Raw genomic sequence first — 18,407 nt, forward strand, 5'->3', positions numbered from 1 at the left:
TCCAGATACCTTTGCAGGCGTCTAGCTTTGGCTTCTTCATCCGAGACATCTGCGTGTGGGTACACGCCCCGAACATCAGCGGTGGCTGACAAGCACCCTGTGCTCATCCAGTCCTGTCAGATGAGCAACGTTCTCAAGGCGGTATTTCCGGCCGCGATGAGGTCGGCGCGACCCCTGAACCCGCACACCTCGCACTGGAATATCAGCCCCGCACCGGATCGGTTGGCCCTGGCGCAGCTGCCGCAGTTGCAGCAAGATGCGGCGGGTGGGGTTGTGGGAACCAATGAGCAAAGAAAAATCCCCCTCGAGGTGCCCGGTGGGCCTTCCCCTAGGGGGATGTATGAGTTAACTATAGCACAACCCGTCGTTTTGTTGCCCTACGAGCCAGCGCGATCTCCCGCGCCCCATTGACCACGTCAGACCAAATGCCTTGCAACAACCTAACTTGATCAGGAAAATACCCTTCGAAAAAACCCGGATCACGGCGCACTTCGGCAATTACAGCTTCACGCTCCTCGAGGCTCTCCGACAAGGCAGCCTGAATGAGGAAAGAACGAGCCTGTTCGAACGTGCGTTTCACGGTGACCTCCTGAACGCGAGCAGCCGCCGAACGCGCGCGGCCCAGCGCTCATCGTCTCTAGTATACTCCACGACATCTTCCACTAGAGGAGCAGGGAAGCCTCGATCCAGCAGGGCGGCGCGCAGGTATTGACGAACATTCGCGGTTTGGCGAGTACCCTCGAGCCAATCCTCGCCAAGAAGCTGAACCAGTTCTTCCACCGCCTCGGCTAGCACACGGTAGTACCCAAATCCCCGCGTGTCCGCCCCGGTGGCTTCCCGCATGACCCGATCCGCGAAGTAATCCGCGCTACCCTCCTCCAGGGGATAGAAGGGGAGAACTTCCCGCCGGCGAAGGTGCCACCACTCGTGTGCCAGGGAGCGCGCACCTATAGCCCGGTCCCATACCGACCCCTTCAGCTCGCTCAGAACCTGCGGACCGATGACCACTTCGTCCAGGAAGCGGTTAGCCCTGGCAAAAGGGTCGATGACCGCCAGTGTCTCGGGCAGCCCACGCTGCCTGGCAAGCTGGAGCCACCGCTGTTGAATCTTTCCCAGTCGCTCAGGCGTGGGAGCTATGTGGAATCTCGGTGTGCCTGACAGCGGATATCGCTCGCTCAACCACCGCTGCATGGCCCCAAACACCTCTACCGCACTCGCCCCGCGAAGCAGGCGGTCATTGGGGATACGCCGATCGGGGGGCAACTGTTCGGGGCTCAGGCTGGGCTCCTGCTCCACGCCCTGCATCGTACCCTCGAGCACCACCCCCACCACCGTACACCGGCAGTTCACCACCTCCCCCGCCGGAGCCCCCAGGCTGCGGTCACCGGGATAACGCAGCCTCGAGCCTGCCGGGGTGAGGAAGGGCTCCCCGATGGGCACGGTCACCCCGTCCATGCGGCGCACCACCGCCACGGGTTGGCTTCCTGCATACAGAGCCACCCCCTCCCGTGGCTCGGGGTAGTAGCGGCGCACCCGGCTCAGGGCCTCGAGCAGCCACTCCTCAGCACTGGGGTGGGGCATACCGGGGTAGCGGGCGTGGGCCTCGAGGTCGGCCCGGCTCGGGCGCACCAGCCGGGCTACCACCTCCCCATCCGCCTCCACAGTTAGCAAGGGGTGGCCTATCGCCTCGAGCCGGTCTACCAGTTGGGGCAGCCGGGCGAAGAGGGCGGGCCAGGGGGTCACAGAATCAACACCTCCCAGTCACCCGGGTCTTCTCCTTCACCTTGCGTAGAAAGATGGGGGGTGGAAATGTCACAAACGTCATCAACGTCACCGATGCGTCCTGCACGTGATTCTTCGGGTGACATTTGCCCGTGGGGGGTGACATTTGAAACGTCACCGGGTGGGGCTGAAATGTCATCCGGTGGGGGGGTGACATTTGCGGTGACATTTGAAACGTCATCGGGGGAGGGGAATGTCACCTCAGAAGTGCGTCCTGCACGAGCTTCTGACATTGGTGACATTTGTGACGTTTGTTCCCCCCCTTCTTTCTGTATGGCTATCTTCCAGCGGCGCTTGTCCCTCTCCCGTTTGAGGGGGTCAACCTGTACCCCCACCTTGCGCAGCGCGGGGGCTGTGCGCTTGAGCCAGGAAGCCACGGCGTGGGGGGTGCGGGGCCAGCCCTCGGGGGGCTTCTTGCCCCCCCCGCGTAATGCCTCCAACTGCTCGAGCAGTTCCCCGGCGCTACCCTCGAAGGGCCCCCCCTCCACCAGCCGTAGCAGCAGAGGGTATAGGGGCTCGTTATCCAGCCCCACCCGCACCGCGTCCGCCCTCATCTCCGTGAACGCCTGCTCGAACACCCCGACCTTGGTGTACCCCGACTCAGCCGCCAGGGCCCAGCGGGCGAAGTCGGCCAGGCGCACGTTGGGGGTGCGGGTGCGGGGGAGGTCGCGCAGGGCCAGGGCGGTCAGGTCGAGCAGGCTCCCCAGCGCCCGAGGGTGGGCCTCCTCGAAGTCAGCCCACAGTTCGGCCTCGGGCTGGTAGTGGTCGAGGGGGGGGAGGTGCAGCAGGATGGAGCGGTCTACCAGGTCTTGCTGTGTCAGATAATCGGTAATCCCGTTGAGGATTATCGGCCGCCGGGCCCGCAGAAACACCTCGTCATCGTTGGTGTAAAGCTCTCTGTCCCGGTGCAGCGCGCCGGTGGCTATCTTGCACAGCCCATCAGCCAGCCAGCCCGGTAAGCCGGATACGTTGTCAAACGCCAGAATGTGACTGTGCTTAGCCGCGATGAACAGGTCGCGCGCCTCACGGGGGAGACTGCCCACATCCCCGGAAGGGTCTATGAGCCGCTGTAGCGTGCGGGCCAGGGTGCTTTTGCCGCTCCCCTGCTCCCCGGAGAGGGCCAGCACCGGGTAGGGGCCCGCGCTCAGCGTCCCCAGCGCCCAGGCCAGCACCAGGGTGAGGGGGGCTTCCTCCAGCGCCCAGGGGCTCAGGATATCCTTCAACGCTTCGCCCCCACCCTGTATCGGGATGGGCAGCGCCCCGGTGGCCTTGCTACGCCGGAAGCGCACCTCGGGGGGCAGGACGCTCCAGCCCTCAGCGGTGATGCGCACAGCCTGCCAGTCCGGGCGGCCCAGGTCGAGCCACACCGCTCCGTCCTGGTGGGCTACCCGGGTATGCACCGGGTGCTCATCCCCGGCAAAGAGCGCTCTGGCCTCCACGGTGGCCAGGGCATCCTGCAACGCCTGCGCGTTGGGTGGCCTGTCCCGCTCCTCGTAGTACAGTCGGGTGAGCCAGAGTCTGAAGGCCCTCGAGCGCACGGGCCAGTTTTCCGTGTGGTCTTCCACCCGGACGGTGGCCCAGGCGGTGGACTCCCCGTCCTTCCACAGTTCGCTGTACTCGAGGGCCAGCCGGGTGAGTTCCCTGGCGGTGGTGGGCTCGGCCTCATCCCCCCTGGCGTGCTCCCGCAGGGCCTTCTGCATGGCCCCCACTCCCACCCCCAGCTTGCTTGCGGCCTGCTTGAGCAGCAGGTCTACGCTCACCGGGTCGAGTCCTTGCAGGGCCTCGAGGAGGGCGGCTCTTTGCTCGGGCCAGCTTTCGGGAGTCAGCCCCTCGAGGAGCTTCACCGCCTGCCGGTGGGCCTCGAGGGCTTCAGCCGGTGCGAGGGAGTGCCCACCCCTGCCCTCATCAGCGGGCAACTCGAGCGGCGCCCCCTGCCCGTACCTCAGCCCGTCCCGCGCGGTGGTCTCGGCCTCGGAGAGGGGCAACCCGCTCCGCACCCCAGCCTCAGCCAGGGCGCGGATGCCCTGCTCAGGGGCAAGCCCCAGGTGCGTATACCCCCCCATCAGCCGGGCGGCGTTGAGCAGTGTGTTGTGCCGCGTCCCTTCAGGAGCAGCCGCTACCCGCTCACAGGCCCAGTGCAGGAGCCCTTCCAGGCGGCGGCTCAGTCTGTCGCCCTTCAAGCCCCGGAAGCTCACGGCCTGGTACTCGGGCGGCGGTGGTGGAGGTGGGGGCAGGAGCTGGAGCAGCAGCCCCTCGGGGGCCAGGGGCAGTTCAGCCGGGGGCAGTAAGGGCACCTCCCAGTGGTAGGCCCCGCTCGGTAGCTCGGTAGGGGCAGCCGCAAGGTACGCCCTGCCCAGGCCGCGCAAGTCCAGCCCCGGCAACTTTTTGGCGGTGGTGGTGAGGGTTCCGATAACGCCCTGGGGCAGCTTCAGGAAGACATGCACCCCGCCCCGAGGGGTTCGCTGCCGGGGGGCCTCGGCTAGCTCGGGGTGTTCAGCCCGCAGTCCGTCCCAGGCCTGGGGGTCGTCGAAGTCGAGCACCAGCACCTCAGCCGGGGGCAGGATGCCCACCCCGGCCTGGGCCCCGGCCTGCCACCAGCGGTGCAGAACCTCGGGGTCGGTGCTGGCGTCCTTCAACCCGTTAGGGGCCAGCCGCCCGTGCGGGCGCTTCTCGCCCGGTTGCAGGGGCAGGACGGCGTACCCCAGCCGGGCGTACTCGAGGGCGGCTCGCAGGGGGTTAGACACGGCTCACCCCCTTCACAAGCTCGTCAATCAGCCGGGAAGCCTCGTGCCGATTCGCGGGTGTCGGGCCACGGTAGCCCAGACTGGCGAGGTAGCGTAGCTGTTTCTCGGTCGGGGGCTGTTCTGCCATCCAGCGCTCTATGGCGGGCTCTGCCCGCTCCTCCCGGATGCGGCGCTTCTCTGCCGGGGGCAGACTCTCCCACCACAGCGCCCAGCGAGCCCCGGCTAACAAAGCCTCGAAGTCCAGTTCGGGGAGCAGCAGCAGGGTTTGTGCGGCCTCGAGGTGGTAGCGGCGGGCGGCCTTCTCGAGGGCGTAGCCCACCACCTGGTGCGGCTCGGAGCACCCGGCGCGTACCGCCTCGAGCAGGTTGTTAGCGGCGGTGCTCCGTTGCTCAGGGGGGAAGTGGGAGAGGAAGGCCAGCCGGTCGTGTAGAATGGGCTCAGGGATTCCCACAGCCCACCCCCTACTTCCCGGCCCCGCCCTGCACGGCGGGGTTCTCCTTGGGCAAGAGCCCCAGGCGCTCGAGCTCGTAGCGGGGGATCAGCAAACGCCGGGCAAACTTGACGGCTTTGATATTGCCTCGATAAATCTCACGAAAAACGGTGTTGCGGTGAAGCCCGGTTAGTTGCGCAACTTCCCTGACAGTGAAGCCTATTTTTTCCACGAAAAAACACTCCCCTCAACGGTGCCGCACATCGGACGGCTTCTCCTCGAGCGGAGTGTATGAACTTACCCTAGGATACTCAGCAAGACCTGTCAAGTGCTTCGTACCCCCAAATCGTACCCCCATTACCCCCAAAAAGTACCCCCAACAGGCGGTTACAGGTGGTTATGACCACCTGGCAAAAAGCCCGTATTCATCGGGTTTTGTGTTGATTGCTGGTTATGGCGGGTAATGCGGCTTTTACTCTTCACACGCGTGGGGTCGTAGGTTCAAATCCTACATCGCCCACCAAGAGGGCAACCGAGGCCACAAAGGTCTCGGTTATTGCATTTATCCTCCCAGCGCCTTCCTGAGCCTCTCCACCGCGCTCCGCAAGTCGCGCACCTCCGCTTCCAGGGCTTCTAACCGGCTTTCCAGCTCACTTTTTTCCTCTACCCGGACGACGGGGGCCGGGGTTCCGGCCAGAAGGTGGGCATAGCGTACCTCGCGCTCGCCGGGCTGGCGCTCCAACACGGTGACCAACGGCTGGGGGGCTAGGTTGATGAGGGTTTGCAGGGCGGCCTCGACTTCCTGGAGTGAGGCAAACTTGTGGTTCATGCTCTCGGCCCGGGCCCGTATTTCGCCCAGGGTTTGCGGGCCGCGCAGCATCAGGAGGGCCATCACGATGGTGGCGGGGGCCTCGAGCCGGTACTCCCGATCCAGAAACTGCCGGTATTTGGGCGCGCGCGCACCGTGCTCGCGGAACATGCCACACAGCCGCTTGCGCTGTAGCGAGTCCAGGGCTTCGCGCACCTCGGTTTCGCTCAGCTGGGTGACTGGGTTGCGGTTGTTTTTCTGGTTGGCTCCCAGCCGTATGGCGTTCTCGGTCATGGGGTAGTAGTCGGGGGTGGCGTACTGCTTCTCGATCAGGGTGCCCAGCACCCGTACTTCGGCCTCGCTCAGAAGGTTCACGGATAGGATTTTATGGCATCTTGGGAGTGCTTCTTCAAGGCATTACCTGGGCGTTAATTCGTTTTTTGCCTCGAGTAGCTAAATTAATGCGACCATGAGCCTGTCCGAAAGCATTGCCCGGATGGCCGCGATGGGGCATGCTCGCGCCCGCCGGGTGTTGCAGCAAACCCGCGAGCTTGCCGAGGCGGTGTGTGTTTGTGTAGGGGATCGCCGTTTTCTACAGCTCCTGATGGATGCCGGGCTTAACAACAAGCTGGATTTGCTGCTGCTCAAGCAGAGCGCCGAGCAACGCTACCTCAACCGAAACCGGCTGGCTGAGTTGCTGGAAAGCTATTCGGTGCGCTCCTGACCCCAGGCAGGTGTGGGGTAGCACTTTAAAGGCTGCTTTGCAATGAGCGGCCCCGTATAGAGCGGTTACCACGAATACCAAGTGCTTGCACCAGTACGGCGGTTTTGTCTTGCTGGGTACATTACGACGCACCAGTGAAGCGGCTTAGCTGTGCAACGCACGTGCTCAAGTGAAGCGGCTTATGCCGCCGTGCGACCCGTTGGCTTGGCCTCGAGGTTGCAATAACCTTACAAACACCGCGACTAACGCGGGTTTCTTATAGTCTGGCTTCAACCCTGAAGGTAAGCGGTGAGCAACTGGACGGTGGCTTCCAGATCGTCTTTGTGGACAGCTTCGGTGATGGTATGGATGTAGCGGGTGGGGATGGAAAGGGTGATGCTGGGAACCCCGGTGCGGCTGCGCTGAATGGCCCCGGCATCGGTTCCGCCCAGCGGCAGTACTTCCATCTGGTAGGGAATTTTCTTTTTGCGGGCTAGCTGAACAAACTGTTGCACCAGTCCCCGGTCGCTGATGGAGGCCGAGTCCATGACCTTGATGCCAACCCCCTGGCCCATCTGGGTAACGGCCTCGTGGGCTTCGCTATCGGGGGTATCCACAGCCAGGGTGACGTCGAGGGCAATGCCAATTTCCGGCTCGATATGAAACGCGCTGGTGAGCGCTCCGCGCAGCCCCACCTCTTCCTGGGTGGTGAAGACCGCATACAGGTCATGCTTGATTTTTTTGCCCTTCAGACGCTTCAGGGTCTCGAGCAAAACAAAAACACTGGCCCGGTCATCCATGGCTTTGCCGGTGAACAAATCCCCCAGCATGCTGGCTTCCTGCCGTAAGGTGACGGGATCGCCCACCTGAACCCGCCTGGCGACCTCCTTGGCGCTAAGGCCCAGATCCACAAAGAACTGGGCCACGGTGGGGATTTTGTTGCGCTCTTCAGGGGTGGAGATGTGAACGGGCTTGCCGGCCGGGTTGAGCAGGCCGGGCAGATCCCCTAGTTGGGTGTGTACCGTGACGGCCCTGGCAAACAGGTTGCGGGTGTCGAAGCCCCCCACGTTTTGTACCCTCAGGAAGCCTTTCGGGTCCACATGTTTGACATAAAAGCCAATTTCGTCCATGTGGGCCGCCACCATCACCTTGGGGCCGTTGCCGCTCTTGTGGGCGATCAGGTTGCCCAGGGCGTCGGTGCGCACCTCGTCTACCAGCCCCTTCAGGGCTTGTTGAATCACTTCGCGCACGCGGTCTTCCCAGCCGGGAATGCCTGCTACTTCGGAGAGTTTTTTGAGCAAAGCCAGGTCTAGGGGCATGACGCTATTGTATTGCCCTGCTGAACCAATAGGCATAGACCTGCCGTTCGCCAGCCAGGGTCAGGCGGCTGGTCTTGCCCTCTTTGTCGTTACACAGAGACCTGATACCGGATTCAAAAAGACAGCTTACAAAGCCAAAAACACCAGAGGCTGTCTTTTTGAATCCTAGAGCACTCCCTTCGGTCGGGTTAGTTCGTCACCAAACGGTGACGAACTAACCGAATCTGGTATGATTGGTAGTGGAAGGCCCTGTCTAGATAGAGCTTTCAATGGGTTCCAAACCACCCAGCCAGCCTGGCATACAGTTGCTTGAACCTGGTGTAACCCTCCTCGTAGGAGGCACGGGGCAAAGCGGTTGTTTCAGAGGGTTGCCACGATACCGACAGCCTGACCCCCAGGGCCATGGCGCCGAGCAAGGCTGCACCTCGAGCCGACGCCGAGCGCACCGGGCTTTCGGTCAGGGGTCGCTTCAAGACGTCGGCCAGGAGCTGCTGCCAGAAGGGATGGGCGGTGCCCCCGCCAGCCAGCCGTAAGGGTCCATGGGGTGAGACGGCTTCTCCTAAAGCCTCGAGGCCCTCTCGCAAGCTATAAGCCACCCCCTCGAGGGCAGCCCGCATCAGATGGCCCCGCCGGTGGTGTCGGCCCAGCCCAGCCCAGACCCCTCGAGCCAAGGGGTCGAGATGGGGGGTGCGCTCCCCGGTCAGGTAGGGGAGAAAGGTAAGCCCTTCACACCCAGGCGCTACCGATTGGGCCTCTTGGTAAGCCTGCTCCCAGCTTAGGCCGAGCAGTGCTCGTACCCACTCCAAGGCCAGCCCGGCATTCTGCATGGCGGCCATGGCGTACCATTGTCCGGGAAGGGCTGCCCGGAAGAGGTGCGTGCGTAGGGTGGGGTCTACTTTGGCTTCGGCCAGCAACACGGTGAGTTGCGCCCCGGAGCCCACCGTAAGCTGGGCCTCGCCTAGTTTCAAACCACAGCCCAGAAGGGCCGCGGCAGTATCGGCGGCCCCGGCGGCTACCGGAATCCCGGTCGGCAGGCCCAGATGCCGGGCCGCCTCCGGCCCCAGGTATCCGGCAATCCCGGCAGAGCCTACCAAAGGGGGGAAGAGGTCGGGGCGCAGGCCCAGGGCTTCCATAACCTCAAAGGCCCAGGTGTCGGCCAGGAGGTCGTAGAGAAAGGTGCCCGAGGCATCGGAGGGCTCGCTGTGGGCTTTTCCGGTAAGCCACAAGCGCAGCCAGTCTTTGGGCTGGAGCGCCCAACGGGCTTTTTGATAAAGCGCTTCTTCGTGGGTTTTCAACCAGAGCAGGCTGGCGGCGGCCATGCCCACTGCCGCGGGATTGGCCAGGCGGTGCCGCAGCGTGTCGGGTAGGGCTTCCAGGGCCTGTAGCTCCTGGGTGGCGCGGCCATCGGCCCAGAGGATGGCCGGTCGCAGGGGATTGCCGGTGGCATCTACTAGCACGACGCCGTGCATCTGGCCCGAGAGCCCAATAGCCTGAACCTGTGGGGCTTGCCCGTCTACTACCGCACGGACGGCTTTTGCGACGGCCTGCCACCAGTCGGGTGGGTCGGACTCGGCCCAGCCGGGTTTGGGGGCGTGTACCGCATAGGCCTGGCTGGCCTCGGCCACGATGGCGCCATCGCTCGAGAGCAGCAAAGCCTTGCAGGAGCCGGTGCCGAGGTCTATGCCGAGGAACACGCTGATAGCCTGCTGCTGTAGCTTTGAATCTGCCATTTTCCTGTGGCCGCGGACCTCAAGCCAGCACCTCAGGGTTTAGTTCGGCAAGGGTTTTGGCCCCGGTCATCACCGCTACCGTGTCCGACATGCTGATCTTCTTGGGGTTGACCACGGCGGCTCGCTTGCCCAGGCGCTGGATATGGATACGGTCGGCAATTTCAAAAACGTGGGGCATGTTGTGGCTGATGATGATGACCGGCAGGCCGCTGTCGCGCACACGCCGGATGAGCTCGAGCACCATGTTGCCCTCCTTCACCCCCAAAGCTGCGGTGGGCTCGTCCATAATCACCACGTGTCGGGCAAAGGCTGCGCTACGGGCCACCGCTACCCCTTGCCGCTGACCGCCCGAGAGGGTCTCGACGGCCTGGCTCATGGAGCGGATGCCGATCTTCAGGTCTTGCATGTCGGTAATGGCTTCCTCGAGCATCTTCTTTTTATCGATCCAGCGAATCAGGCGGGCAAACCAGCCCGGTCGCAGAATCTCCCGGCCTAGAAAAAGGTTCTCGGCAATGGTCATGGCCGGAGCTACGGCCAGATCCTGGTAGACCGTCTCGATGCCGTGTTTGCGGGCGTCGATGGGACTTCTGAAGTGTACTTGCTTGCCGTCCAGGTAGATTTCGCCTGCGTCGGGGATAATTGCCCCCGAAAGGGCCTTAATCAGGGTGGACTTGCCCGCGCCGTTATCGCCGATCACGGCCAGAATCTCGCCTTCGCGCAGCTCAAAGTCGGCGCCATCCAGGGCGGTCACGTGCCCGTAGCGCTTCACCAGACCGCGGGCCTCGAGCACCACCTTGGGCTTGGGGGCCGGTGTAGGCTCGAGAACCGGGTTGGGCCTTGCATTTTGCACTGGATTCAACTCCATCTTAGCCCCTCCGTTTGGAGATTTGGTCGGCTACCACCGCCAGAATCACCAGAATGCCAGTAATCAAGACCTGATAGACAGAGGAGACCCCCATCAGGGTCAGGCCGTTGCGGAAAACCCCTACAATAATGGCCCCCAGCAAGGTGCCCAGAACCATCCCCCGGCCCCCGAACAGGCTGGTGCCGCCCAGAACCACAGCGGTAATGGTCTCGAGGTTCTCGGTCTGCCCGGCGTTGGGGTCGGCCACGCTGGTGCGCGAAATCAGAAGCCAGCCAGCAATTCCGTAGAAAAAGCCTGCAATAGTGTAAGTCAAAAGCAGCACCCGCTGGGTAGGAATCCCCATCAGGCGGGCGGCCTCGGGGTTGTTGCCCACCGCATAGAGGTGTCGGCCCGGCGCAGTCTCGCTCAGAAAGAACCAGACCAGCAGGTAAAGCACAATCACTAGCACTACCCCATAGGTAAAGACCGTCTCGCCGATTCGGAAGGTATTGCCCCAGAGCAGGTGGGCGTCCGGCAAATTGCTGACAGTCTGGGCCCGGGAGTAAATCTGAGTCAGGGCAAAGGCGATATTCATGGTGCCCAGGGTGACGATAAAAGGGGGCAGCTTGAAGCGGGTAATCAGGAAGCCGTTCAAAAAGCCAAAAGCAGTGGTGACGGCCATCCCGCACAAAATAGCCAGTAGCGGAGGCATCCCGAGTTCCACCGCAAACTTGGCCATCACCATGGTGCCCAGGGCCATTACAAAGCCCACCGAGAGATCAATCCCGGCGGTCAGGATGATAAGAGTTTGCCCAATCGCCAGAACTGCGACCACCGATACCTGCTGCAAAATCAGGGAAAAGTTCTGCCCAGTCAAAAAGCGCTCCGATTGCAGGCTAAAAAAAATGACAGCCAGCAAAAGGGCTACCAGGGGGCCCAGGATGGTGAGGCTCGGTAGCCTCTCGAGCAGACTCCTGGGGGATTGGGTGACGCCGGATGGTTGCTCCGCCATACGTTCCTCGCTATAACAGCTTCTCTTGTTTTGAGACTTATGTTACACGTTTTGAATTCATGTTCTGACTATTAGGGGGCGGTGGACGCTCGGTCACACCACCCCCAGAAGTAGCAGACTACTGGCCCCAGCAGTTGGCCAGGCCGTACTTAACGTCCTTGCTGGCCACACCAGGAACGGCGGTCTTGGCAATCAGTTCCACACCGGTATCCACATAGCCCGAGGCTTTCTTGCCGGTTTTGGCATACTCAACGGCGGCTTGGACGCCCATGGCAGCCATGCGCAGAGGATATTGCTGTGAGGTGGCGGCAATGATGCCCTGGTCAACGTTGCGTACCCCCTCACACCCACCGTCTACCGAGACAATAATTACGTCCTTCTCCTTTCCGGCTGCCTTCAAAGCCTGGAAAGCCCCTGCAGCAGCCGGTTCGTTGATGGTGTAAACCAGGTTGATATTAGGATTCTTCTGCAGGCAGTTTTCCATGGCGGTCTGGCCCTTGGCTCGGTCGCCAAAGGTATCGGCCATGCAGACCACTTCGGCGGGCTTGGCCAGCTCGTTGCTTTCAGCGCCAAGGCTCTTCAGCCCAAACCCGGTCAGGAAGCCGTTGTGACGCTGGGCTCCTACCGGGTGGCCAGGGAACAGATCCAGGGTAGCAATCACCGGCTTTTTGCCCTTCAGGGCAGCCGCTGCATATTTGCCAATCAGCACGCCGGCCTGGTAGTTGTTGGTGGCAAACAAGGCATCCACTGCGCTCGCGGGGTCGGTGGGGCTGTCCAGGGCAATTACCTGTACGCCGGCAGCCTGGGCTTTCTTAATCGCCGGGATGATGGCCTTGGCATCGCTGGGAGTAATCAGGATGGTATTTACGCCAGCGGCTACCATGTTCTCAATGGCTGCCACCTGTCCGGCGTTATCCCCATCGGTTTTTCCGGCTGCGCTGATGAACTTCGCTCCCAGCTTTTGCGCTTCTTTTTGAGCACCTTCCTTCATCTTGACGAAGAACGGGTTCGACTCGGTTTTGGTAATCAGCCCCACATAGGGGGTCTTGTTTTGGGCCGTGACCAGCCCCAGCATGGCTATAGCCAACACCAACAGACTCGCGATACCTACAACTTTGCGCATAGTGACTCCTCCCAAACAACCTAAGGCATGAACTTAGTTACCAGACGCCAACTTTTCTATTTCAGGGTTTCCTCCTTTGCTGCTTGAGTCCATTGGTAAAACCGTCCGGTGGGGCGGTGGACTCTCGAACAATGAAACTCACATCCAGACGGATGCTGGTAGGCAGGGCTGGCTGGCCCCGGCTCAGCGAGCTGAGCAGGGTCTCGCAGGCCAGGAAGCCCAGTTCGTAGGTGGGCTGAGCTACTACCGTCAGGGCCGGGTGCATGGTGGCCGCCCAGCGGGAGTCGTCGAAGCCGACAATGGAAAGTTCTTGGGGAATGCGTATACCCAACTCACGCACTGCCAGTACCGCGCCCACGGTCATCTCGTTGTTGCCTACAAACAAGGCTGTGGGGCGTTCTTCGGGCGGTAGGGTTAGCAGCGCCAGGGCGGCTTTGCGTCCATCTTCCTCGCGGTGGTTGCCGGGAAGAACCAGTTTTTCGGAGTAGGGGATGCCTGCTGTAGCCAGGGTCTCTCGATAGCCCAAGTGGCGTTCAACGGCAGTGGAGATGTCGAGCCGTCCCACAATCATCCCGATACGCCGGTGGCCCAGTTCAATAAGGTGCTGTACGGCGGTGCGGGCGCCGCCAACGTTGTCTACCATCACGGTGCGAACACCGGGGGTTCCGCTGCTGCGATCCAGCTCGACGGTGGGCAATTTGGGGACGAGCTTGAGATTCTCTTTTGCTTTTGGAGTCGGAACAATTAGCAGCCCCTGGGGAAGATGGCCCCGCAAGGCGTTGAGAGCCCGCTGCTCCTTTTCGGGGTCTTCATCGGTGTTGAAGAGAAAAACCGTGTAGTTGTGTTTCTCGGCGGCGTCCTGTACGCCTTTGGCTAGGGTGGCGTGAAAGGGGTTCAGGATGTCGGTGATGATCAGGCCCAGGGTACGGCTGCTGCGCCGGCGCAGACTGCGAGCGAGTTGGTTGGGCTGATAGCCGAGCTCTCGAGCGGCCTGAAGAATGCGTTCGCGGGTCGCCTCGGCGACCATTTCGGGACGTGAAAGGGCGCGTGAAACGGTCGCAGGGGAAACCTGGGCTAGTTTGGCAACATCATCAAGGCTGACCATATTATGCAATCGTTTGCAATTATGATTGCCTAAAAACCCCTGCCGAAAAGGTGCTTTTATTGAGGTGTCCAGTGGTGGTCAGTTTTTAGTGCAATCGTTTGCAATCTTGTATGCCCACATTTTTATCACAGTTGTTTAGAGAATGCAATAGGTATTCCGGGAATGCCTGCTTCATCGTCTAAACTGCTGTTTTATTCTGCAAAACATCTGCTATAAGCGATGAAAATGTTGCAAATAGGGCGTACGTTCTAAGGAAATAGGCTTTGGGCTAAGAGCGGCTATCTTTTTGGGTCAAATAACCCGAATACCGCCCAGTGAAAAGGCATAATGAAGAAACCACTTCGGAGCGAGACAGTGGTCCATTGGCCGATGAATCTCGAGGGGAGATCGCATTCAGGCCCAAACCACCTAGAAGCCATTGTCTGACCTCTGAAGCTGCTAGGGGGTTAGGGCTCGAGGGGAGCCCTGATCCCCCTACCTTTTGTGCTTCATGTCAGGTAAGCGATCAGCCGTCCCAGGACAATGACCGCGACCCAGACCAGAAGCGAGAGGAGGGCTGCTAGTTTGGCCGCGAAGGGTGCGTCTACACCTTGGTTCCATTCCTGTACGTTTCGGCCCACACGGGCATGGAAGACCCAGGCGTTGAGCCCGGCCAGGCCAATCAGGGCCATCTTGCCCATAAATATCGGGCTGACCCCAATGCTCCTTGCATCGGCCAGCAGCAGCAAAAAACCGCTGGGGGCCGCTACCGCAAAGCCTACCCAGGCCACCGGAAGCAAGTGAGCCGCCATCTGCCGGACGGGGATTTGACGCGATAGGCCCAGCAACCGCAGGTCAAACAGGCCGGCGGCCCCCACCAGCGCACAGAATCCCAGGATGTGCAGGATTTCCACTGTGGGGTAAAGCCACTCCGACTGGCGCATGGCCAGCGCTACCGGGGTGGCATGAAGCCATTCCAGCCAGTTTAGCCAGGCTGCCGGCATCAGCGCAGCTCAACCATTTTGCCATCTACAATAATGCGTTCGGCCCGCATCTCCTCGCGTTCGGTGCGGTGGGGGTAGCCCACCACCGTAACCCGCGCCCCCACCTTCAGGCTGCCGCTCGGGAGCCCCCTAGCTTCCATGCGCGAAGGGGGAGCCAGCACCACGTACCATTTGCGCTGCATCATCAGGCCGGTGGGCGGGACTTCAATCCAGATGGTAGCGTGAGGGAACTCGAAGGTGACTTCGGTGATGGTGCCGGTGGTCTGGAATTCGCGGGTGGCATCGTAGCTGCTCCAGCCATGGTGGGCCAGGGCCAGGCCCAACAACAACACGGTGGCAAACCAGGTCTTTCGCATAAATCCCCCTTTTCCCTAAAAACAGTAGCGTTGCAAGTATATTCGGGGAAAATCGTGCTGGACTGTGTAGGAGGGGTTACCCTATGTGGATTTTTTGAGAAGGCAGACCCCCGGATTAAGCTGAAGTTCACGCTATCGGTGCCGTCCACCTTCGGCAGACGCATGACATGGCCTTTCCGATGTAAGCTACCCCTAGCCGACAGTCGGGTTAGCTCATGCAGGCATTTCAAGATGCTTCAACGATAGGGCCACAACCTGCTGTGGTGTTTGCTGATACCCCTTGAGGAGGTCGGTCATGCAAAGGATAGTTCGCTACGGATGGCTGGTGTTGTTGCTGCTATTGGCTGCATGTGGTCAGTCCACCCCGGTTCAGACCCCCACCCAACAAGAAATCTTGCAGGACATGCGCCAACTGGGGGTCGAACCCGAGGCTATTGCGGCCTATGAGGCCTCCCTCGAGAATCTGACCATAGCCCGCCAGGCCATCGAAAGCCTGAGTGCGGGCGACCTCCAACTGGTGCAGACCATCGCACTGGGCAGCATTGCCAACTACGACAGCTACTACGCTCTGCGGGCCGGCTACCCCCAGTTCGACTGGAGCCGCGACGGCTGCTCGGCCCCGGAGGGCCTTGGCCTGGGCTACCGCGAGACCTTCCGGCCTGCTTGCAATGTGCACGACTTTGGCTATGCCAACTTTCCCGGCTTCCCCACCCTTTACAACGAGACCGGGCGGCGGCTTGCCGACGACAACTTTTTGCTCAACATGAACAGCATCTGCCGGCCCAAAAGCCTGCTGAGCCGGGCGGCCTGCTACTCGGCGGCCTATGCGTACTACAGCGCAGTACGTGTAGCGGGCTGGGCCTACTTCTACGACTAGGCCACCTGCTCGGCGGAAAAGCGCCGACTGGGGTTCACATACTCTTCCTGGGCGGCAACCAGTTGAATTTCGCGGGTGTTCATCTGGTGGGTGAGCAGGAGCATATTGTACATGGCCGAGACGGCGTTCTCCAGGCTTAGCGCCACGTTGCCGGTTTTCAGGTAATGGCCCAGGAACAAGGCCGCGATGGCGTCGCCGGTGCCGTTGCGGGGGGGCTCGAGGGGAATGCGGGGGGTGCGCACCAGCCAGGCCCCCTCATCGGCGACGGCCAGGGTTTCGATGGTGCCCTCCGGCGCTCCCTCGCGCAGCATGCTGGTCACAATCACAATACGGGGGCCGCCCTGGTGGATGTGGGCGCGAACGATGTGGGCGGCCTCCAGCACCTCGCGCAGGGTTTTGGCGGAAAGCTCGGTGAGGAGCTCGAGCTCGAACTGGTTGGGTGTGATGATATCGGCCTGGGGTAGCACCTGGTGCTTGATGATCTCAGGAATTTCAGGGCGCACGAACAACCCCCGCCCCTCGTCGCCCATCACCGGGTCGCAGCAGAAGAGGGCCCTGGGGTTGAGTTGGCGCACTCGAGCCAGGGCCGACAGAATGGCCTCGGCGGTGCCGCCGCTGCCCATGTAGCCCGACAGCACCGCGTCGCACTGCCCCAGCACCCCGCGCTCGGCAATGCCCTCCACCACCGCGCTCAAGTGCTCGGGCGGCAGAATCATCCCTTTCCACTGCCCATAGCCGGTGTGGTTGGAGAACTGCACGGTGTGGATGGCCCAGACCTCGAATCCCATGCGCTGCAAGGGGAACACAGCCGCGGCGTTGCCGGCGTGACCGTATGAGACCCAACTCTGAATGGAAAGAATATTGCGGGGCGGTTGCATGCAGGCAGTCTAAGGGAAAGGCTTAAGAGACTGCCAGCCTGTCTGGGGGTCTGTGGTGTTTTGCTATGGAAAGGTCTCATCGCGTTTCCCACATTTACGCTACACGCGACGCAGCGTAAATTACCCCATACGCCATAGCTTCCAAAGGATGCTGCGTGGGGTATTCGTGGGAGACCGCTCTCAGGACGCAAGTCGCATGCCAGAATGCGCTCAGCTTTTTCGGCAGGGTAAAGTGCGGGCAAAACTGTGGGTTATTGAGCGACCAGATTACCGAGGGCCCCAGAGCGAGTCCATATTTCAGCTATCAGCCATCAGCTATAGACTATCGTCTATAAGCATCCTGACACCCTGGGCTCAACAAGCGCACAGCACCTCGAGCGCCAGCCGGTAGGTCTGGGCATGGGCCGTTACCGTGATGCGGGGGTCGCGGTTGTAGCCGCCACCCATGACCACCACCAGGGGCACGTGGGCCTGCTTTGCTTTTGCGAACACCCGCCGATCCCGCTCGGCCAGCCCCGACAAGCTGAGGCCCAGCCGCCCAAAGCGGTCGTTTTGCAGTACATCCACCCCCGCATTGAAGAAGACCAGGTCGGGTCTGAAGACAAAGGCTTGTTCCAGGGCGGGCTCCAGAGCTTCCAGATATTCGGCATCGCCGGTGGCATCGCTCAAGCCCACGTCCAGGTCGCTTTGCTCCTTTTTGAGGGGGTAGTTGCGCTCGGCGTGTACCGAGAGGGTAAACACGTGGGGGTCATGCCGGAAAAAAACCGCCGTGCCGTTGCCCTGGTGGGCATCCAGGTCTACCACCAAAGCCCGTCCGCGCCAGCCCCCGGTTCGCAGGTGGGCGATGGCTACGGCCACGTCGTTGAACAGGCAGTACCCCTCGGCCCGGCCTGGATAAGCGTGGTGGGTGCCCCCGGCCAGGTTGAGGCCCAGGCCGGTTGCCAGGGCATCCTGGGTGGCGGCCAGGGTACCGCCCGCAGCGTGTAAGGCCCGCGTCAGCAGGCTTTGAGTCCAGGGTAGCCCTACCTTGTGGGCTTCCTGGCGGCTCAGCCCCTCGGTGCGGAGCTTTTGCAGGTAGTCGTGGGTATGGGCCAGGGCCAGGGTCTCCCAGGTAATGGCGGGGGCCGGTTGGATGTTCAGGTCTTGCTTAAGCGCCTCGGCAACCCCGCTGTATTTGTACTTGGGGAAAGGGTGATATTCAGGGAGCTCGAGGATGCAGTGGGAGGTGGAGTAGGCGCGATACATGCTTCCTCAAGATGCCACATTGGCCCAATGCGGTGTGTGGTTTGGGTAGGGGCTTCCTGTAAGGCCTATTCTTAATCTTGTAAACGTTTCCATATCTTTTGCACAACTAATCCCTAGCATTTACATTGCTTAGCCTCGAGCCACCCCTGCTCATAAGGTTCCCATTGGAACCCCTCGAGGCTAAGCACCTTACCTGGCTCGTCAATTCTGCTGTACTGCGCCAGACACGCATTACCCCCCCTGCCCTGAGGGGGTTTTTATTGTTGGCTGCTCGACCTATTTGCATTGCTGATACCAGATTCGGTTAGTTCGTCACCAAAGGGTGACGAACTAACCCGACCGAAGTTATCCGCGTAGCGGAGGGCGATACCGCCCCTTGGAAGTTATCCGCGTAGCGGAGGGCGATACCGCCCCTTGGAAGGGAGACGCTTTCTTCGCCGACCGACAGTGAAGGGCCATCGGCCCCCG

18 protein-coding genes are annotated in these 18,407 nt (G+C 61.6%); 2 read left to right on the top strand and 16 right to left on the bottom strand.

Annotation, left to right across the window (positions count from 1 at the left end):
• Positions 1–349 precede the first annotated feature (349 nt).
• The 6 genes from Mhypo_RS09470 to Mhypo_RS09500 form a co-directional block, all read right to left on the bottom strand.
• On the bottom strand, positions 350–580 hold the full coding sequence (locus Mhypo_RS09470; protein ID WP_119341053.1) for a hypothetical protein: 231 nt from the start codon (positions 578–580) through the stop codon (positions 350–352).
• Positions 577–1,743, bottom strand: coding sequence for a hypothetical protein (locus Mhypo_RS18540; protein ID WP_240637178.1), 1,167 nt, complete (start codon positions 1,741–1,743; stop codon positions 577–579). Before Mhypo_RS18540 ends, Mhypo_RS09470 begins: the two co-directional genes overlap by 4 nt.
• On the bottom strand, positions 1,740–4,526 hold the full coding sequence (locus tag Mhypo_RS18345) for a bifunctional DNA primase/polymerase (RefSeq protein ID WP_206074909.1): 2,787 nt from the start codon (positions 4,524–4,526) through the stop codon (positions 1,740–1,742). The genes Mhypo_RS18540 and Mhypo_RS18345 overlap by 4 nt, the downstream gene beginning before the upstream one ends.
• Positions 4,519–4,977 carry a hypothetical protein gene (locus Mhypo_RS09490; RefSeq protein ID WP_240637179.1) on the bottom strand — a complete coding sequence of 153 codons (459 nt, stop codon included), beginning with the start codon at positions 4,975–4,977 and terminating at the stop codon, positions 4,519–4,521. The genes Mhypo_RS18345 and Mhypo_RS09490 overlap by 8 nt, the downstream gene beginning before the upstream one ends.
• 10 nt (positions 4,978–4,987) lie before the next feature.
• Positions 4,988–5,188, bottom strand: coding sequence for a helix-turn-helix domain-containing protein (locus Mhypo_RS09495; RefSeq protein ID WP_119341054.1), 201 nt, complete (start codon positions 5,186–5,188; stop codon positions 4,988–4,990).
• A gap of 330 nt (positions 5,189–5,518) precedes the next feature.
• Positions 5,519–6,139, bottom strand: a complete 621-nt coding sequence (locus Mhypo_RS09500; RefSeq protein ID WP_119341055.1) for a YceH family protein — start codon at positions 6,137–6,139, stop codon at positions 5,519–5,521.
• A gap of 94 nt (positions 6,140–6,233) precedes the next feature.
• Here Mhypo_RS09500 and Mhypo_RS09505 point away from each other — a divergent pair, with 94 nt between their 5' ends.
• Positions 6,234–6,488, top strand: coding sequence for a hypothetical protein (locus Mhypo_RS09505; RefSeq protein ID WP_119341056.1), 255 nt, complete (start codon positions 6,234–6,236; stop codon positions 6,486–6,488).
• Between the two features lie 269 nt (positions 6,489–6,757).
• On the opposite strand, the gene Mhypo_RS09510 is transcribed toward Mhypo_RS09505, so the two are convergent.
• The 8 genes from Mhypo_RS09510 to Mhypo_RS09545 all read right to left on the bottom strand — a co-directional run bounded on the left by Mhypo_RS09510 (position 6,758) and on the right by Mhypo_RS09545 (position 14,939).
• Complete coding sequence (locus tag Mhypo_RS09510; protein WP_119341057.1) at positions 6,758–7,786, bottom strand: M42 family metallopeptidase; 1,029 nt, start codon at positions 7,784–7,786, stop codon at positions 6,758–6,760.
• A 266-nt stretch (positions 7,787–8,052) separates the two neighbouring features.
• The gene (gene xylB, locus Mhypo_RS09515; RefSeq protein ID WP_119341069.1) at positions 8,053–9,480 is read right to left on the bottom strand and encodes a xylulokinase; all 1,428 of its coding nucleotides are present in this window, start codon (positions 9,478–9,480) and stop codon (positions 8,053–8,055) included.
• 55 nt (positions 9,481–9,535) lie between these two features.
• Positions 9,536–10,381 carry an ATP-binding cassette domain-containing protein gene (locus tag Mhypo_RS09520; RefSeq protein ID WP_206074910.1) on the bottom strand — a complete coding sequence of 282 codons (846 nt, stop codon included), beginning with the start codon at positions 10,379–10,381 and terminating at the stop codon, positions 9,536–9,538.
• A 1-nt stretch (position 10,382) separates the two neighbouring features.
• Positions 10,383–11,372, bottom strand: coding sequence for an ABC transporter permease (locus tag Mhypo_RS09525; RefSeq protein ID WP_119341058.1), 990 nt, complete (start codon positions 11,370–11,372; stop codon positions 10,383–10,385).
• Positions 11,373–11,490: 118 nt separating this feature from the next.
• Positions 11,491–12,495, bottom strand: a complete 1,005-nt coding sequence (locus Mhypo_RS09530; protein WP_119341059.1) for a sugar ABC transporter substrate-binding protein — start codon at positions 12,493–12,495, stop codon at positions 11,491–11,493.
• Positions 12,496–12,556: 61 nt separating this feature from the next.
• Entirely contained in the window at positions 12,557–13,600 is a 1,044-nt protein-coding gene (locus Mhypo_RS09535) for a LacI family DNA-binding transcriptional regulator (RefSeq protein ID WP_119341060.1), read from the bottom strand.
• Positions 13,601–14,088: 488 nt separating this feature from the next.
• Positions 14,089–14,583, bottom strand: coding sequence for a hypothetical protein (locus tag Mhypo_RS09540; RefSeq protein ID WP_119341061.1), 495 nt, complete (start codon positions 14,581–14,583; stop codon positions 14,089–14,091).
• A complete protein-coding gene (locus Mhypo_RS09545) occupies positions 14,583–14,939 on the bottom strand; it encodes a DUF6152 family protein (RefSeq protein ID WP_119341062.1) in 357 nt (118 codons plus the stop codon). The genes Mhypo_RS09540 and Mhypo_RS09545 overlap by 1 nt, the downstream gene beginning before the upstream one ends.
• 295 nt (positions 14,940–15,234) lie before the next feature.
• Between Mhypo_RS09545 and Mhypo_RS09550 the strand changes: the two genes are divergently transcribed.
• Positions 15,235–15,816 carry a phospholipase A2 gene (locus Mhypo_RS09550; protein ID WP_119341063.1) on the top strand — a complete coding sequence of 194 codons (582 nt, stop codon included), beginning with the start codon at positions 15,235–15,237 and terminating at the stop codon, positions 15,814–15,816.
• Here Mhypo_RS09550 and pdxY read toward each other — a convergent pair.
• Together pdxY and Mhypo_RS09560 are read right to left on the bottom strand one after the other, a co-directional pair.
• Entirely contained in the window at positions 15,813–16,694 is an 882-nt protein-coding gene (gene pdxY / locus Mhypo_RS09555; RefSeq protein ID WP_119341064.1) for a pyridoxal kinase PdxY, read from the bottom strand. The two genes, Mhypo_RS09550 and pdxY, sit on opposite strands and share 4 nt — an antisense overlap.
• Before the next feature lie 354 nt (positions 16,695–17,048).
• Positions 17,049–17,939, bottom strand: coding sequence for a histone deacetylase family protein (locus Mhypo_RS09560; protein ID WP_119341065.1), 891 nt, complete (start codon positions 17,937–17,939; stop codon positions 17,049–17,051).
• Positions 17,940–18,407 lie beyond the last annotated feature (468 nt).

It is taken from the genome of Meiothermus hypogaeus (genome assembly GCF_003574035.1).
GTDB classification, from domain to species: Bacteria; Deinococcota; Deinococci; order Deinococcales; family Thermaceae; genus Meiothermus; species Meiothermus hypogaeus.

Excerpts from the sequence above, each read along its gene's own strand:
- Mhypo_RS09535 (WP_119341060.1), bottom strand. The coding sequence starts at position 13,600 with ATGGTCAGCCTTGATGATGTTGCCAAACTAGCCCAGGTTTCCCCTGCG.
- Mhypo_RS09550 (WP_119341063.1), top strand. The coding sequence starts at position 15,235 with ATGCAAAGGATAGTTCGCTACGGATGGCTGGTGTTGTTGCTGCTATTG.
- Mhypo_RS09545 (WP_119341062.1), bottom strand. The coding sequence starts at position 14,939 with ATGCGAAAGACCTGGTTTGCCACCGTGTTGTTGTTGGGCCTGGCCCTG.
- pdxY (WP_119341064.1), bottom strand. The coding sequence starts at position 16,694 with ATGCAACCGCCCCGCAATATTCTTTCCATTCAGAGTTGGGTCTCATAC.
- Mhypo_RS09510 (WP_119341057.1), bottom strand. The coding sequence starts at position 7,786 with ATGCCCCTAGACCTGGCTTTGCTCAAAAAACTCTCCGAAGTAGCAGGC.
- Mhypo_RS09505 (WP_119341056.1), top strand. The coding sequence starts at position 6,234 with ATGAGCCTGTCCGAAAGCATTGCCCGGATGGCCGCGATGGGGCATGCT.
- Mhypo_RS09525 (WP_119341058.1), bottom strand. The coding sequence starts at position 11,372 with ATGGCGGAGCAACCATCCGGCGTCACCCAATCCCCCAGGAGTCTGCTC.
- Mhypo_RS09520 (WP_206074910.1), bottom strand. The coding sequence starts at position 10,381 with ATGGAGTTGAATCCAGTGCAAAATGCAAGGCCCAACCCGGTTCTCGAG.
- Mhypo_RS09540 (WP_119341061.1), bottom strand. The coding sequence starts at position 14,583 with ATGCCGGCAGCCTGGCTAAACTGGCTGGAATGGCTTCATGCCACCCCG.
- Mhypo_RS09530 (WP_119341059.1), bottom strand. The coding sequence starts at position 12,495 with ATGCGCAAAGTTGTAGGTATCGCGAGTCTGTTGGTGTTGGCTATAGCC.
- Mhypo_RS09560 (WP_119341065.1), bottom strand. The coding sequence starts at position 17,939 with ATGTATCGCGCCTACTCCACCTCCCACTGCATCCTCGAGCTCCCTGAA.